Here is a 14,695-nt window from a genome sequence, read left to right as displayed (position 1 = left end):
ACAGGCCGGGTGCGCACGGCTTTCGCGGCCGTTGGAGATCGAGGGGCAGAACGTCCTGATCGCCTGCGCCCGCGCCACCGGCACCGGAACCCAGACCGCCGCCGGTTCGGACGTCGGCGCTCAAGACCGGACGCGCCGCCTGGTCCAGCAGCAACGCCGGCGAAGCCGTCCTGGCACCTCACATTCCAGGGAGCTGCGTCGTCGGACTCTGTGAAACCACAGAGACCGTCGCCAGGCGGTCAGCCTTCTTGAACGGAGAAAGCGATGACTTCGAACGATTCCGACGTCAGGGCGCTCTTGGAGAGCCGAGTCGATGTCAGCCAGGCAAAGGACATCGATCGGCTCATGTCGCATTATTCTTCCGACATCGTTTATTACGATGCTGTGGCCCCTCTCCAGTTTGTGGGAGCCGAAGAAGTTCGCCGTAACTTTGTGCGGTGGTTCGATGGATACGACGGCCCCATCAGCCTGGAAACGCGCGACCTGACCATTGCGACGAGTGGAGACGTCGCGTTCGCGCACATGCTTCACCTGGACTCCGGAAAGCGCACGAACGGTCTTCAGAGTGCGATCTGGGTACGTTCGACCGTCTGCTGCCAGCGGTCAGGCGGCAAGTGGTTGATCACGCACGAACACATCTCACTGCCGATCAACCCGGAGAACCTGCAAGCCTGGTTCCCTCCGGACATGTGAGCCGAACCGAGAAGGACAGCCGGCGTTGCCGCCCGCGGACGATTCTCGGCTCCGAGGTGATCCCGATCCGAGGGCGGCGACTCCGGCTCCTTGCGCGCCACCGCGGCGTCCTCCAGGCCGATCTCCGACGACGCCTCAGTCAGCGGGGCGGGCCGGCCAAGGCGAGGAACTCGCTGCGTGATCGGGCGTCGGTGCGCAGGAGCCCCAGCAGGGTCGAGGTCGTGGTGGTGGTGCCGATGGCTTGGACGCCGCGCAAGGTCATGCAGGTGTGCTCGGCCTGGATCACGACGCCGACGCCCTGGGGATCCAACTGCGCATGGAGCCAGTCGGCCACCTGTTTGGTGAGGCGCTCTTGTACCTGCGGGCGGCAGGCGAAGTGCTCCAGGACGCGGGCGAGTTTCGACAGGCCCAGGATCCGGCGTCCGGGGAGGTAGCCGATATGGGCGGTCCCGACGAACGGCAGGAGATGGTGTTCGCAGACGGATCGCAGCGGGATGTTGCGGGCGAGGACCAGTTCGTCGTATCCCTCGTCGTTGGGGAAGGTGGTCAGCGCGAACGGCCGGGGACTGAACAGTTCGGCGTAGGCGCGCGCCATCCGGCCGGGGGTGCCGCGCGTGCTCTCGGACTCGGTGCTGATGCCGAGGGCGCGTAGGAACTGTCCGGCGGCGAGCTCGGCGGCCACCAGGTCCGTCTCCGTGGCGTCATGGACGACGTGCAGTCCTGCGTGTGCCGATTTCGGCGCGCGGGAGGCGTCGGGGGCGACATGGGCAGCGGCGGGAGGGTGCTGAGTCATGTCAGCCACCGAGGCCGAGCGCGGTGAGCAGGACCAGGACCACGGTCCCGACGGCGGCCAGGCCGTGCCCCGCGGCCACCGGCACGGGGAAGGGCCGTTCAGCCGGTACGGGCAGACGGCTGGCACCGCCTCGGGCGCCGCCGCGTGCGATCCAGATGCCGAGCATGGAGAAACCGCCGAGAGCGATGATCACCCAGGTGATCGGTGCGGCGATGTCCATAGGAGAACTCCTTGGTGTGGGCGGAGGGCCGGGTGCGGATGCGCCCGACGGCGGCGACGGTCGTGATCAGCCGGTGCGGCCGGACCGTCGCTGGACAGAGACGAAGCCCTCGCCCTGCGTCGCCTCGTCCGAGACACGCACGCCGTAGTGGTAGGCGAGCTTGCCGCCCAGATATCCCGATACGCCGAGGACGGCCAGGCTCACGGCGCCGAAGGCGAGCTGGCCCGTGCCGACGCTGCCGGACGGTTCCCCTCCGGCCTGCCGCCACAGGAAGTTGCCCGCGTAGGCGACGGTCACCAGCAGGTTCAGCGTCATGTGGACGAGGGCGACGCGAAAGGCGCGGGTGCCGGTGGGGATGGCGAGCAGGTCCAGCACGCCCACCAGCGCAGCGGCCAGGGCGCCGATCACCCCCACGGCGATCAACCACCTGGCTCCCCTGGCCAGGAAGTCCGGGTCGTCCACGAGATGGGAGGCGACGTCGAAGACGAGGCTGGCCACCCATGCCCCGATCGGCACGGTGACCAGGATGGGATGGAACGGGTGTCCGTAAGGGCCGGCGAGCATGGCGCTGACCGGCCGTTTGGCCTGCTGCTGGAGATCCCTGGTCATGGCGCGTCCTCCTGAGAGTTTCACCAACCAGTATTGGACTTATTCGGAAAGGGGTCAAGCGGAGCAGCTGAAACACGAGGCCGATTGGAGTTACGACGTTCTGGATTAGCGGTACTCTTGAGATATGAGCCCTGACCCGAGTCCGGCTTCGCCTCAGCCCCGGCCCTCCGCCGCTGCGAGCGTCGACGCGATCCTGGTTCTCGGAGATGATCTGCGCCGGCGGTTGTACGGCTTCGTACGGCGTGCCCGCCGACCTGTGACCCGGGAGGAGGCGGCCGGCGACGCCGGGATCTCGGCCAAACTGGCCGCCTTCCACCTGGACAAGCTCGTCGCCGGCGGGCTGCTGCGCTCCCGCTATGACAGCCCGGGCGGCGTACGCAAGGTCGGCCGCAAGCCCAAGGTCTACGAGCCGGCCGACACCGACATCCGCATCAGCATCCCCGAGCGCCACCACGACGTCCTCGCGGAGATCCTCATCGACGCGGTCCTCACCGAGCAACCTGGCGAGGACGCGCGCTCCGCCGCGCTGCGCACGGCCCGCCACCGGGGCGAGGAACTGGGAGCACGAACGCGCGCCCACGCCCGTCCCGGCCGCCTGGGACCCGAACGTTCCCTCACGCTCAGCGAGACCATGCTGGAGCAGCACGGCTTCGAGCCGCACCGCCACGCCCCGACCGAGCTGCGGCTGCTCAACTGCCCCTTCCACCCCCTCGCCGCCCGATCCCCCGAGCTGGTGTGCGGGATCAACCACGCCTTTGTCGCGGGTTTCCTCACCGGACTTCAGGCCGCCGGCATCCATGCGATCCTGGCTCCCCGCCCTGGCCGATGCTGCGTCGAGCTGCGCGCCGCATCCGGCGGTCACAACACCGCCGATCCCGCCACCGACTCGGCCGGCAGCTGCGCGAAGGAGCACGCCACCCCACCTATGGACGACCTTGGCAGCACGCCGAACGCGTGAACTCATGAGCGAGAACCTGGATCGGCCGGCGCCAGGGGCGTAGTGGTCCGGCTCGACCGTGTGAACAGGAGCGGCTCGCCGGCGGCGGCATCACCTCCGACTGTCGCCTTCTGGAAACGGTCGGCCGTGGTGCCCGACGAGCCGACCTCACCATGCGGGCCCACGACAGCGATGCCCGCTGTCAGCATTCGATGACGTTGACGGCCAGGCCGCCGCGTGAGGTCTCCTTGTACTTGTCGAGCATGTCGCGCCCGGTGTCGCGCATCGTCTTGATGGCCTTGTCCAGCGACACGAAATGCTGGCCGTCGCCGCGCATCGCGATACGCGCCGCCGCGATCGCCTTGATCGAGGCCACCGCGTTGCGCTCGATGCACGGGATCTGCACCAGCCCGCCGATCGGATCGCAGGTCAGGCCGAGATTGTGCTCGATGCCGATCTCCGCGGCGTTCTCCACCTGCGCGGGGGTGCCGCCCAGCACCTCCGTCAGCCCGGCCGCCGCCATCGAGCAGGCCGAGCCGACCTCGCCCTGACAGCCGACCTCGGCACCGGAGATGGAGGCGTTCTCCTTGAACAGCACACCGATCGCCGCGGCGGTGAGCAGGAACCGCACCACGCCGTCGTCGTCGAAGCCGGGCACGAACTTGGCGCAGTAGGTCATGACGGCCGGGATGATGCCGGCCGCGCCGTTGGTGGGCGCGGTGACGATACGGCCGCCCGCGGCGTTCTCCTCGTTGACGGCCAGGGCGTACAGGCCGACCCAGTCCATCGCGTGCAGCGGGTCACGCTCGGCCGACTCGGCCTGCAGCTTGCGGTGCAGCTGGTGGGCGCGGCGCTTGACGCGCAGCCCGCCGGGCAGCACGCCCTCCTTGCCGATGCCGCGCCGCACGCACTCCGACATCACCCGCCACAACGTCAGGATCTGCTCGCGGATCTCCTGCTCGGTGCGGCCGAAGGCCTTCTCGTTCTCCAGCATCAGCCCCGAGATCGACAGGCCGGTGTTGGAGCAGTGCTTGAGCAGCTCCTCGGCGCTGGTGAACGGGTGCGGCAGCACGGTGTCGTCCGGCTTGATGCGATCGGCCCCTGTGGCGTTCTCGTCGACGACGAAACCGCCGCCGACGGAGAAGTAGACCTTCTCGCGCAGTTTCTGCCCGGAGTTGGACAAGGCGGTGAAACGCATGCCGTTGGGGTGTTCGGGCAGCGAGATCTTCCGCTCGAAGATCAGGTCCTCGCCGACGACGAACGGGATCTCGTGCTCGCCGAACAGCTTGATGCGTCCGGCCTCGCGCATCTGGGCCAGGCGGGCGTCGACGGTGTCGACGTCGACGAGTTCCGGCTTTTCGCCCGACAGGCCGAGCAGCACGGCCTTGTCGCTGCCGTGACCCTTGCCGGTCAGGCCGAGCGAGCCGTACAGGATGGCCTCGACGCGAGCGGTCGGCTCCAGCAGCCCGTCGGCCTGCAGGCCGCGGGCGAACTTGTGCGCGGCGGCCATCGGGCCGCCGGTGTGGGAGCTCGACGGACCGATACCGATCTTGAACAGGTCGAAGACGCCGATGCTCATAGCAGGTGTTCCGTCGCCGCGTCGAGCAGCCATGCGGCGAGGTAGGCGGCGAAGGAGGAACGAACGAGCACGAGAAACCCGTCCTGCTGGGGAAGCAGCACGACCTGGGTGCGCGCCAGCGTGGTCTGCGCGCACCGGCCGGGCCCGAAGACGCTCGGGTGCAGGTCGAGGGCGCAGCCGTGGGCCAGCACGTCGCGCGCCCGCGGCCCCGCGACCAGCAGCGTGGTGCGTTGAGCGGACACGTCCACCACCGACCCGCGCCCGTCGGCCACGGCCTTGCGCAGGAGCTCGTACCTGAACCCCTCAGGAGCGATCACCAGCCACTCGTCGGGGCCGAGCCAGGCCACGGTCAGCTCGCCCGAGCGCACGGCGGTGCCAGGCTCGGTGGGAAGCGGCGCGCCCAGGACGCCCGCGACCTCGTCGGCGGCCAGGCTCGCCGGGTCCACGCGCACGTTGAGCTGCGTGAGGAAGGGAAGCTCCGCGAGGCGGAGCGCTCCGCTCGCCGAGGCGGTCTCGAACCGGCCGGCGAAGGCGGCGGCCGGGCTCCTGCGTTCAGCCATCGCGGCGTGCTCCTTCCGGGTCGTACAGGACATGGGAGGTGACGGTGACGGGGACGAGCACCCCGCCGACAGGCGCGTAGAGCCGCGCGCCCGCCCGGCCCTGCCCGCCGCTGACCAGGGCGAGCGCGAACGTGCGGCCGAGGGCGGCGCTGCGGTAGCTGGAGGTCACGTGGCCGAGCGTGGGCACGGGCGGCTCGGGCAGCTCGGCGCCGGCCACCAGGTGCGCGCCCTCGGGCAGCAGGAACCCCGGGTCCTCGGGCAGCAATCCCACGAGCTGCTTGCGGTCGGCCCTGGCGGTGTCGGCGCGCGCGAAGGAGCGCTTGCCGACGAAGTCGGGCTTCTTCTTCGACACCACCCAGGCCATGCCCAGGTCCTGGGGGGTGACCGTGCCGTCGGTGTCCTGCCCGACGATCGGGTACCCCTTCTCGGCGCGAAGGACGTGCATGGTCTCGGTCCCGTACGGTGTGACGAGCCCGGTGTCCATGATCGCGGTCCACAGGCGGAGGCCGTCCCACGAGGTCACGTTGATCTCGTAGGCCAGCTCGCCGGAGAAGCTGATCCTGCACACCCGCGCGGGAAGGCCCGCGATCTCGGCCTCCCTCCAGGTCATGAAGGGGAAGTCGGCGGCGCTCACCGCCAGGTCGGGGGCGAGCCCGGCCAGCACCTCACGCGAGCCTGGCCCGACCAGCGCGACGGTGGCCCACTGCTCGGTGACCGACGTGCAGTGCACGCGCAGCGTGGGCCACTCGGTCTGCAGCCACTCCTCCATCCAGTCGAGGACGGCCGCCGCGTTGCCGGTCGTCGTGGTGACCAGGAAGTGGTCCTCGGCCAGCCTGATGACGGTGCCGTCGTCGAAGACCATCCCGTCGGGCCTGCACATCACGCCGTAGCGGATCGCGCCGACGGCCAGCGAGCTCATCAGGTTGGTGTAGAGCCTGTCGAGGAGCTCGGCCGCGTCGGGGCCGATCACGTCGATCTTGCCGAGCGTGGAGGCGTCCATGGCCGCGACGCCCTGGCGGGCGGCCGCGCACTCACGCAGGACGGCCGCCTCCATGTCCTCGCCCTCGCGCGGGTAGTACCACGGGCGCTTCCACTGTCCGACGTTCTCGAACAGCGCGCCGTTGGCGACGTGCCACTCGTGCAGCGCGGTCACCCTGACCGGGTCGTGCAGGCTGCCACGGTCCCTGCCCGCCAGTGCGGCGAAGCTCACCGGCGCGTACGGCGCGCGGAAGGTGGTGCTGCCGAGCTCGCCCACGGAGGCGCCGAGGGCGTGCGCCACGATGGCCGTGGTGAGCAGGCCCGAGGTCTTGCCCTGGTCGTGGGCGGTGCCGGCGGTCGTGTAGCGCTTGATGTGCTCGACGGAGCGCAGGCCCGCTCCCGTCGCCCTCAGCACGTCGGCCACCGTCACGTCTCGCTGCGGGTCGACGAAGTGGGCGCCGTAGTCGGTCGCGGGGACCAGCCAGAAGGCCGTGCCAGGTGCCGTCGGCGTCTCCGTGGTGGCGCGTGGCGGGGTGTACCGCTCGCTCACGGCCGTGCCGAGCGCCGCCTCCAGCGCGCGGTGGCCCGCTTCGGCGCCGTCGGCCAGGCAGCCGGTCAGCGTGAACACGCCCTTCGCCGCTCCCGCCGCCTCGACGGCCTGGCGGCAGGCGACGGGCACGATCGTGCCGAGCGCCTCGTCGTAGCGGAGCGTGCCGCCCGCCTGGCTGAACAGGTGCACGACCGGGTTCCAGCCGCCCGACACGAGCAGGAGGTCGGCGGCGAGCTCGCGCTCCCCCACCGCGGCCTCGGCCTCCGGCCGGAGCCGGCCGGCCAGGACGGAGGAGAGCTGCCCGTCACCCTGCGCGGCGGTCACCACGTGTCCTGTCAGCACCTCGATGCCGCGCTCGCGCGCGCCGGCCGCGCATGCCGCTCCGGGCGCGGGCCTGACGTCGACGATGGCGGCGATCTCGGCGCCCGCGTCGGCGAGGTCGAACGCGGCGGCGTAGGCGCTGTCGTTGGCGGTGAAGACCACGGCTCGCTCGCCCGGCAGCACGCCGTACCTGTTGGCGTAGGCGCGGGCCGAGCCGGCCAGCATCACGCCGGGCAGGTCGTTGCCGGCGAAGGCGATTGACCGCTCGTGCGCGCCGGTGGCCAGCACGACGCGCTTGGCGCGGATCCGCCAGACACGTTCGCGAGCCACGTCGGCGGGCGCGGCGGCCCCCAGGTGGTTGGTTCGCCGCTCGACGGCGACGACGTAGTTGTCGTCGTAGTAGCCGATCACGGTGGTCCTGCGCAGCACCCTCACCTCGGGCAGGCCGTCCAGCAGCGCGGTGGTCGCCGCGGCCCACTCGGCGCCGGGCATCACCTCCTGCGGCCCCAGCACGTCGTCGGGCTCGGACTCCGTGATGGTCTCGTGGGTGCCGAGCAGGCTGCCGCCGGGCTCGGAGCGCTCGTCGGCGAGGATCACCCGCGCGCCCGTGCCGGCCGCCGCCCTGGCGGCGGCCAGGCCTGCGGGGCCCGCGCCGACGACCAGGACGTCGCAGTGCGCGTGGACGGCGTCGTAGCGGGCGGGGTCGGGCTCGGTGGCCAGCCTCCCCTGTCCTGGAAGGCTGCTCGCGACCAGTCCTTCGTACAGCTCGACGGTGGTGGCGGGCAGCATCGGCTCGGGGAAGGGCGCCTCTATCTGCACGACCGCGCTGGGCTCCTCCCCTCCTGCCGAGACGATCCCGCGGGGCCGGCCGAGCTTGACGCTGGTCGCGACCTGGCGCACGCCGTTGGCCAGCAGCGCCGAGGCGAGGGTGTCGCCGGGGTGGCCGGTGTACTCGCTGCCGTCGAAGGTGAACCGCAGCGTGGTGCCGCGGTCGATCCGCCCGCCGTTCTCGCGCCTCATGAGGTCACCGGCCTTGCTTCGCCCACCCGGTAGACCGCGTGGATCTCGTTGGTCGCGGTGTCGCGCACGGCGTTGAACCAGCGGCGGCAGCCCGCGGAGTGGCTCCAGCGCTCGGCGAAGCGACCCTTGGGGTTGTCCCTGAAGAAAAGGTAGCGGGCCCACTCCTCGTCGGACAGCGCCGACGGGTCGTCCGGATAGGCGACGTGCGCCTGCCCGCCGTAATGGAACTCGGCCTCTTCGCGTGGGCCGCACCATGGGCATGGGATCAGCAGCATCGTGAGGTCCTCAGTGCGCGACCGCGGCGGCGCCGTGCTCGTCGACGAGCGCCCCGGTGGTGAATCGGTCAAGGGAGAAGGGGGCGTTGAGCGGGTGCGGCTCGTCGTTGGCCACCGTGTGGGCGAAGCACCAGCCCACTCCGGGGGTCGCCTTGAAGCCGCCGGTGCCCCAGCCGCAGTTGAGATACAGGTTCTCCACCGGGGTCAGGCCGACGATCGGCGAGGCGTCCGGCGAGACGTCCACGACCCCGCCCCAGGTCCGCAGCACGTGGGCGCGGGCGAAGACGGGGAACAGCTCGAGCGCGGCGGCCATCTGCCGTTCGATGATGTGGAAGGCGCCGCGCTGGCGGTAGGAGTTGGCCGCGTCGATGCCCGCGCCCATGACCAGCTCGCCCTTGTGCGCCTGGCTGACGTAGACGTGCACGGCGTTGGACATGACGACCGTCGGATGCACCGGCTCCAGCAGCTCGGAGACCAGCGCCTGCAGCGGGTGGCTCTGGATCGGCAGGTCGATGCCCGCGGTGGCGGCCACGACCGAGGTGTGCCCCGCCGCGCACAGCGCGACCCTGCCCGCCGCGATCGTCCCGCGCGTGGTCTCCACGCCGGTCACCCTGCCGTCGCGCACCTGGAGACCGGTGACCTCGCAGTGCTCGATGAACTCGACGCCGAGCGCCGCGGCCGCCCTGGCCAGGCCCCATGCCACGTGGTCGTGCTTGGCGATGCCCGCCCTGGGCTGGAAGGTGGCGCCCAGCACCGGATAGCGCACGTCGGGCGAGATGTTGACGATCGGGCAGACCTGCTTCACCTGCTCGGGGTCGAGCCACTCGGCGTCGACGCCGTTGAGGTTGTTGGCGTGCACCCGCCGTACGCTGTCGCGCACGTCCTGGAGGCTGTGGGCGAGGTTGAGCACGCCGCGCTGGCTGAACAGCAGCGGGTAGTCGAGCTCCTCCTCCAGCCCCTCCCACAGCTTGAGCGCGTGCTCGTAGATCCCCGCGCTCTCGTCCCACAGGTAGTTGGACCTGATGATCGTGGTGTTGCGGGCCATGTTGCCGCCGGCCAGCCACCCCCGCTCCAGGACCGCGACATTGGTGATGCCGTGGTTCTTGGCCAGGTAGTAGGCGGTGGCCAGGCCGTGCCCTCCGCCGCCGACGATCACGACGTCGTAGGAGGACTTCGGCTCGGCGGCGCTCCACAGCCGGTCGGGGTGCTCGGGCAGGTCGGCGCCGGGTGTGCGCGGGCTCATCGGGCCTCTCCGTAGAGCGGGTGCTTGCCGGCCAGGGTCTCGACCCTGCCGCGCAGGAACGAGAGGTCGGCTCGCGGCGACAGCGCGGTGGCGATGATGTCGGCCACCTCGGTGAAGTCGGCGGCGCCGAAACCGCGGGTGGCGAGGGCGGGGGTGCCGATGCGCAGCCCGGAGGTGACCATGGGGGGCCGTGGGTCGAACGGCACGGCGTTGCGGTTCACCGTGATGCCGACCTCGTGCAGGCGGTCTTCGGCCTGCCTGCCGTCCAGCTCCGACTCGCGCAGGTCGACCAGGACGAGGTGCACGTCGGTACCGCCGGTCAGCACCCGCACGCCCGAGGCGACCGCGTCGGGGGCCAGCAGGCGCTCGGCGAGGATGCGCGCCCCTTCCAGCGTGCGCCGCTGCCGGTCGCGGAACGCCTCCTCCGAAGCGATCTTGAAGGCGACGGCCTTGGCCGCGATGACGTGCTCCAGCGGGCCGCCCTGCTGCCCGGGGAAGACCGCTGAGTTGATCTTCTTGCTGAGCTCCTCGGTGGACAGGATGACCCCGCCCCTCGGGCCGCCGAGCGTCTTGTGCGTGGTGGTGGTGACGACGTGCGCGTGGGGCACGGGCGAGGGGTGCAGGCCCGCGGCCACCAGTCCGGCGAAGTGCGCCATGTCGACCATGAGGTAGGCGCCCACCTCGTCGGCGATGCGCCGGAAGGCCGCGAAGTCCAGCCGGCGGGGGTAGGCCGACCACCCGGCGATGATGAGCCTGGGCCGGTGCTCGCGGGCCAGGCGCCCGACCTCCTCCATGTCCACCAGACCGTCGCTCTCGCGCACGTGGTAGGCGGCCACCTTGTACAGGCGTCCGGAGAAGTTGATGCGCATGCCGTGGGTGAGGTGGCCGCCGTGGGCCAGGTCGAGCCCGAGGATGGTGTCGCCCGGCTCGATCAGCGCGGCCATCACGGCGGCGTTGGCCTGGGCGCCCGAGTGCGGCTGCACGTTGGCCGCCTCGGCGCCGAACAGCGCCTTGACCCTGTCGATGGCCAGCTGCTCGATCACGTCGACGTGTTCGCAGCCGCCGTAGTAGCGCCTGCCGGGGTAGCCCTCGGCGTACTTGTTGGTGAGGACGGAGCCCTGGGCCGCCATGACGGCGGCCGGGGCGAAGTTCTCCGAGGCGATCATCTCCAGCGTCGAGCGCTGCCGGGCGAGCTCGTCGCCGATGGCGGCGTGCACCTCCGGGTCCACCACGTCCAGCGGGGTGTCGATCATCTGGGGTCCTTTCTAACCGCGCAGGCGCTGCATCGCCGGGTCGAACAGGGGTTCCTCGGCGACCACGGCCCCAACCCTGCGGTCGAAGTAGCCGATGTCCACCGGTTGGCCGGGGGTCGCGAGCGCAGCTGGCAGCCACGCGTAGGCGACGCCCCTGCCGATCGTGTATCCGTAGGCGGCGCTGGTGACGTAGCCGACGGCGCGCTCGCCGTCGTAGACCGGCTCCCTGCCCATGACCACCTCGTCGGTGAGCAGGCAGGTGAGCCTGCGCTTCACCGACTCCTTGCGGGCCAGCAGGGCGTCGCGGCCGACGAAGTCGCCCTTGTCCAGCTTCACGGCGAAGCCGAGGCCCGCCTCGTAGGGGTCGTGCTCGTAGGTCATGTCGGTGCCGAAGGAGCGGTAGCCCTTCTCCAGGCGCAGGCTGGTGAAGGCGCCTCTGCCGCCGGCGAGGACGCCGTGGTCCTGGCCCGCCTCCCACAGGGTGTCCCAGAGTTTGAGTCCCATGTCGGCGGTGGTGTAGATCTCCCAGCCCAGCTCGCCGACGTAGGACAGGCGCAGCATCGTGACGGGCACGTTGCCGATGTAGGCGCGGGTGCCGCGGAAGTAGCGCAGGGCGGTCAGGTCGGTGGTGGTGAGCGGCTGGACCAGGTCGCGGGCGCGCGGGCCCCAGACGCCGACGCAGCAGGTGCCGGCGGTGAGGTCGCGCACCTGCACCGAGCCGTCGCGGGGGCGGTGCCGGTCGAACCAGTCGAGGTCGAGGTTGCCGTTCGCGCCGACCTGGAACTCCTCGGGACCGAGGCGGGCGACGGTGACGTCGCTGCGGATGCCGCCGTCGGTGTCGAGCAGGAGGCAGTACGTCACGGAGCCGACCGACTTGTCCACGTCGCCTGTGGTGAGGGACTGCAGGAAGGCGACGGCACCGGGGCCGCTGACCTCCAGGCGCTTGAGCGCGGTCATGTCGTACATCGCGACGGACTCGCGGGTGGCCTGGGCTTCGGCGCCGACGATCGGGGACCAGTACTGTGCGGCCCAGTCGCCCGGAGTGGGGATGTCTCTTCCCTTGAGCAGCCCGGCGTTGCCGCCGTACCACTGAGGGCGCTCCCATCCCGCGGCCTCGAGGAAGATCGCGCCGAGCTCCTGCTGGCGGGGGTGGAAGGGGCTGGTGCGCAGCGGCCTGGGCTCCTCCATGGGCTGGAGAGGGTGGATGATGTCGTAGACCTCGACGTAGTTCTGGCAGCCCCTGGCCCGCACGTAGTCGGGGGCGAGCTGGTGCGGCTCGAACCTGTTGACGTCGCACTCGTGCAGGTCGAAGGAGGAGCAGTGGCCGTCGACCAGCCACTCGGCCATCGCCAGGCCGACGCCCGCCGAGTGGGTGACCCAGACCGCCTCGGCCACCCAGAACCCCTTGACCTGGGGTGACTCCCCCATCAGCGGCAGGTGGTCGGTGGTGAAGGAGAACAGCCCGTTGATGCCCTCCTCGACCTTGGCCGACCGGGTCGAGGGAAGCAGCTCCTGGGTCGCCGACCACGCGTCGGCGAAGTCGTCAGGGGTGAAGGTGAGAACCGAGGGCATCACCTCGGCGGCGTCGACCGACAGGATGTCGTCGGCGCTGATCGGCATCGGCCGGTGACCGTAGTAGCCGATGCCCAGGGTGTCGAAGCGCTCGCGGTAGTAGAGGTCGGCGTCCTGGTGGCGCAGGATGGGCCTGGTGGCCTCCTCGGTCTGTCCCGCCAGCTCCTGCACCTGCCCTGTCCAGGCGAGCTGGTGGGCCAGCGGCGTGAGGGGAAGGTTCATGCCCACCATGCGGGCGACCTTCGGCCCCCAGATGCCGGCGCAGCAGACGACGATGTCGGCGGCGATCTCGCCCTGGTCGGTCACCACCGAGGTGACCCTGCCGCCCTCGCTCCTGATGTCCAGGACCTCATGCCTGGGCAGCACCCGCACTCCGCGCTCCCGCGCTCTGGCGAGCTGCGCGTCGACCGCCCTGACCGCCTTGGCGAGGCCGTCGGTGGGCAGGAACAGGCCGCCGAGCACCTTGGATCCGTCGAGGAGGGAGTGCTTGGCCACGCACTCCTCGGGCGAGAGCAGGTGCGCCTCGATCCCCCACGCGGCCGCCCAGCCGTGCCTGCGGTGCAGTTCGGCAAGCCGTTCGGGGGTGGTGGCCACCTCGAGGCCGCCCACCTGGAGGAAGCTGTCGAGGGCGACGAACTTCTCGACCGTGTAGCGGGCCATCTCGGTCATGGTCTTCGAGCCGTTGGTCTGGAACACCAGGCCGGGGGCGTGGGAGGAGGAGCCGCCGGTGGCGGGTACGTCTCCCTGGTCGACCACGGTGACCTCGGTCCAGCCGCGGGCGGACAACTCGTCGGCCAGGGCCGCGCCGACCACGCCCGCCCCGATGATGACGACGCTCGGGCCCGTCATTAGCCACCTCCGTTGTTGCGACATATGCAACCAAAAGCGTTTTCCGCAACAAGCGTCGCTCGCTGCCTTCCGGGTGTCAATAGGTGTTCTGTCTTATTCCGTACGGCTTTGCGGCGCTTTAGAACGTTCCAATGACCATCTAGGACCGGCCCGATCGCAGGCAGGTGCGATCGGGCCGGTGGTGCGTCAGCTCGCCGGCGGCAGCCAGGGCTTGATCTTGGCGGGGTTGTCGGCCACCCACTTGGCGGCGGCCTCCTCCGCGGTCATCTTGTCCTCGGCGATGTACTTCGCCACGAGGTTCTGGTCGTCGTTCGTCCAGGTGAAGTTCTTGACCAGCGTGTAGGCGGGACTGCCGGAGTCGGCGAACTTCTTGCTCACGATCTTGTCGAGATCGTAGGGCGGGTAGTCGCACGCCACCTTGGCCGCGTCCGCGTCGCAGCCTTCGGTGTAGGCGGGCAGATTCACCTTGACCAGCTTGAGCTCCGACAGGAACCACTGCGGCTCGTAGAAGTAGCCGAGGACGGGTTTCTGCTGCTTCTCCGACTGACGGAAGGCGGTGATGAGCGCGGCCTCACTGCCCGCGTAGACCACCTTGTAGTCGAGCTTGAGGTTCTTCACCAGGGCCGCGTCGTTGGTGACGAACGAGGGATCGCCGTCGAGCAGCTGGCCCTTGCCCTCGGACTCGGAGGTCTTGAACAGCGGGGCGTATTTGTTGAGGTTGTTCCAGTCGGTGATGTCGGGATACTTCTTGGCCATCCACGGCGCCACGTACCAGCCGATGACGCCCTTGTTGCCGGTCAGACCGGCCGACACGGCCACCTTCTGATCCTCGATGTACTTCTTCTTGAGGTCGTCGTGGGCCCAGTTCTCCACGATCGCGTCGACCTCGCCGGTGGCGAAGCCCTGCCACGCCACCTCCTCCTTGAGGTCCTTCTTCACCACCTTGCAGCCGAGGTTCTTCTCCGCCACGTGCGCGATGACGGCGGCGTTCGCCTCGTATCCCACCCACGGGTTGATGGCCAGGTTGAACGTCCCGCAGTTCTTCCCCTCGCCCCCTGCCGCGGGCTGCTGGGCCTCCCCGACCTTCGCTCCTCCGCACGCGGTGAGCAGGAGACCGGTGCCGGTCACGAGCACGATCGCCCTGACCCTTCCACTCCTTGACAACGCCACCTGGTCCTCCTGAGTTCTCACTGACCGGCTTTTCCGTTACTTGTGGGCGACACCGGTACTTGCCGGGTCACAC

At 70.3% G+C, this 14,695-nt stretch carries 13 protein-coding genes; 2 read left to right on the top strand and 11 right to left on the bottom strand.

Annotated features, from left to right (window positions below):
- The first annotated feature begins 264 nt into the window (after positions 1-264).
- Entirely contained in the window at positions 265-693 is a 429-nt protein-coding gene (locus FHR33_RS00870) for a YybH family protein (RefSeq protein WP_183642129.1), read from the top strand.
- Between the two features lie 139 nt (positions 694-832).
- Here FHR33_RS00870 and folE read toward each other — a convergent pair whose 3' ends face one another.
- From folE to FHR33_RS00855, 3 genes are all read right to left on the bottom strand, one after another.
- Positions 833-1,486, bottom strand: a complete 654-nt coding sequence (folE, locus tag FHR33_RS00865) for a GTP cyclohydrolase I (RefSeq protein ID WP_183642126.1) — start codon at positions 1,484-1,486, stop codon at positions 833-835.
- 1 nt (position 1,487) lies between these two features.
- Positions 1,488-1,706, bottom strand: a complete 219-nt coding sequence (locus FHR33_RS00860; RefSeq protein ID WP_183642124.1) for a hypothetical protein — start codon at positions 1,704-1,706, stop codon at positions 1,488-1,490.
- 66 nt (positions 1,707-1,772) lie between these two features.
- The gene (locus FHR33_RS00855) at positions 1,773-2,315 is read right to left on the bottom strand and encodes a DUF2231 domain-containing protein (RefSeq protein WP_183642121.1); all 543 of its coding nucleotides are present in this window, start codon (positions 2,313-2,315) and stop codon (positions 1,773-1,775) included.
- 124 nt (positions 2,316-2,439) lie between these two features.
- On the opposite strand from FHR33_RS00855, the gene FHR33_RS00850 reads away from it, so the two are divergent.
- Positions 2,440-3,273, top strand: a complete 834-nt coding sequence (locus FHR33_RS00850; RefSeq protein WP_183642118.1) for a helix-turn-helix transcriptional regulator — start codon at positions 2,440-2,442, stop codon at positions 3,271-3,273.
- A gap of 181 nt (positions 3,274-3,454) precedes the next feature.
- Here FHR33_RS00850 and FHR33_RS00845 read toward each other — a convergent pair whose 3' ends face one another.
- The 8 genes from FHR33_RS00845 to FHR33_RS00810 all read right to left on the bottom strand — a co-directional run bounded on the left by FHR33_RS00845 (position 3,455) and on the right by FHR33_RS00810 (position 14,622).
- Complete coding sequence (locus tag FHR33_RS00845) at positions 3,455-4,831, bottom strand: L-serine ammonia-lyase (protein WP_183642115.1); 1,377 nt, start codon at positions 4,829-4,831, stop codon at positions 3,455-3,457.
- Complete coding sequence (locus FHR33_RS00840; protein WP_183642113.1) at positions 4,828-5,391, bottom strand: sarcosine oxidase subunit gamma; 564 nt, start codon at positions 5,389-5,391, stop codon at positions 4,828-4,830. The genes FHR33_RS00845 and FHR33_RS00840 overlap by 4 nt, the downstream gene beginning before the upstream one ends.
- Positions 5,384-8,260 (bottom strand): 2Fe-2S iron-sulfur cluster-binding protein, encoded by a 2,877-nt coding sequence (locus FHR33_RS00835; RefSeq protein ID WP_183642110.1) that lies wholly within the window; start codon positions 8,258-8,260, stop codon positions 5,384-5,386. The genes FHR33_RS00840 and FHR33_RS00835 overlap by 8 nt, the downstream gene beginning before the upstream one ends.
- Positions 8,257-8,535 carry a sarcosine oxidase subunit delta gene (locus tag FHR33_RS00830; RefSeq protein WP_183642107.1) on the bottom strand — a complete coding sequence of 93 codons (279 nt, stop codon included), beginning with the start codon at positions 8,533-8,535 and terminating at the stop codon, positions 8,257-8,259. The genes FHR33_RS00835 and FHR33_RS00830 overlap by 4 nt, the downstream gene beginning before the upstream one ends.
- A 10-nt stretch (positions 8,536-8,545) precedes the next feature.
- Positions 8,546-9,778, bottom strand: a complete 1,233-nt coding sequence (locus FHR33_RS00825; RefSeq protein WP_183642105.1) for a sarcosine oxidase subunit beta family protein — start codon at positions 9,776-9,778, stop codon at positions 8,546-8,548.
- The gene (glyA, locus tag FHR33_RS00820) at positions 9,775-11,031 is read right to left on the bottom strand and encodes a serine hydroxymethyltransferase (protein WP_183642102.1); all 1,257 of its coding nucleotides are present in this window, start codon (positions 11,029-11,031) and stop codon (positions 9,775-9,777) included. The genes FHR33_RS00825 and glyA overlap by 4 nt, the downstream gene beginning before the upstream one ends.
- Before the next feature lie 12 nt (positions 11,032-11,043).
- Positions 11,044-13,452: a GcvT family protein gene (locus FHR33_RS00815; RefSeq protein WP_183642099.1), complete on the bottom strand. Its 2,409-nt coding sequence runs from the start codon at positions 13,450-13,452 to the stop codon at positions 11,044-11,046.
- A 186-nt stretch (positions 13,453-13,638) separates the two neighbouring features.
- Complete coding sequence (locus FHR33_RS00810; protein WP_312895293.1) at positions 13,639-14,622, bottom strand: ABC transporter substrate-binding protein; 984 nt, start codon at positions 14,620-14,622, stop codon at positions 13,639-13,641.
- Positions 14,623-14,695 lie beyond the last annotated feature (73 nt).

The organism is Nonomuraea dietziae, from assembly GCF_014195505.1.
In the GTDB taxonomy this organism is placed as follows: domain Bacteria; phylum Actinomycetota; class Actinomycetes; order Streptosporangiales; family Streptosporangiaceae; genus Nonomuraea; species Nonomuraea roseola.
This window is presented reverse-complemented; position numbering and strand designations above follow the sequence as displayed.

Bases quoted from the DNA above. Each gene is read 5' to 3' on its own strand.
- FHR33_RS00845 (WP_183642115.1), bottom strand. From the start codon at position 4,831: ATGAGCATCGGCGTCTTCGACCTGTTCAAGATCGGTATCGGTCCGTCG.
- FHR33_RS00835 (WP_183642110.1), bottom strand. From the start codon at position 8,260: ATGAGGCGCGAGAACGGCGGGCGGATCGACCGCGGCACCACGCTGCGG.
- FHR33_RS00815 (WP_183642099.1), bottom strand. From the start codon at position 13,452: ATGACGGGCCCGAGCGTCGTCATCATCGGGGCGGGCGTGGTCGGCGCG.
- FHR33_RS00860 (WP_183642124.1), bottom strand. From the start codon at position 1,706: ATGGACATCGCCGCACCGATCACCTGGGTGATCATCGCTCTCGGCGGT.
- FHR33_RS00825 (WP_183642105.1), bottom strand. From the start codon at position 9,778: ATGAGCCCGCGCACACCCGGCGCCGACCTGCCCGAGCACCCCGACCGG.
- glyA (WP_183642102.1), bottom strand. From the start codon at position 11,031: ATGATCGACACCCCGCTGGACGTGGTGGACCCGGAGGTGCACGCCGCC.
- FHR33_RS00830 (WP_183642107.1), bottom strand. From the start codon at position 8,535: ATGCTGCTGATCCCATGCCCATGGTGCGGCCCACGCGAAGAGGCCGAG.
- FHR33_RS00870 (WP_183642129.1), top strand. From the start codon at position 265: ATGACTTCGAACGATTCCGACGTCAGGGCGCTCTTGGAGAGCCGAGTC.
- FHR33_RS00855 (WP_183642121.1), bottom strand. From the start codon at position 2,315: ATGACCAGGGATCTCCAGCAGCAGGCCAAACGGCCGGTCAGCGCCATG.
- FHR33_RS00850 (WP_183642118.1), top strand. From the start codon at position 2,440: ATGAGCCCTGACCCGAGTCCGGCTTCGCCTCAGCCCCGGCCCTCCGCC.
- folE (WP_183642126.1), bottom strand. From the start codon at position 1,486: ATGACTCAGCACCCTCCCGCCGCTGCCCATGTCGCCCCCGACGCCTCC.
- FHR33_RS00840 (WP_183642113.1), bottom strand. From the start codon at position 5,391: ATGGCTGAACGCAGGAGCCCGGCCGCCGCCTTCGCCGGCCGGTTCGAG.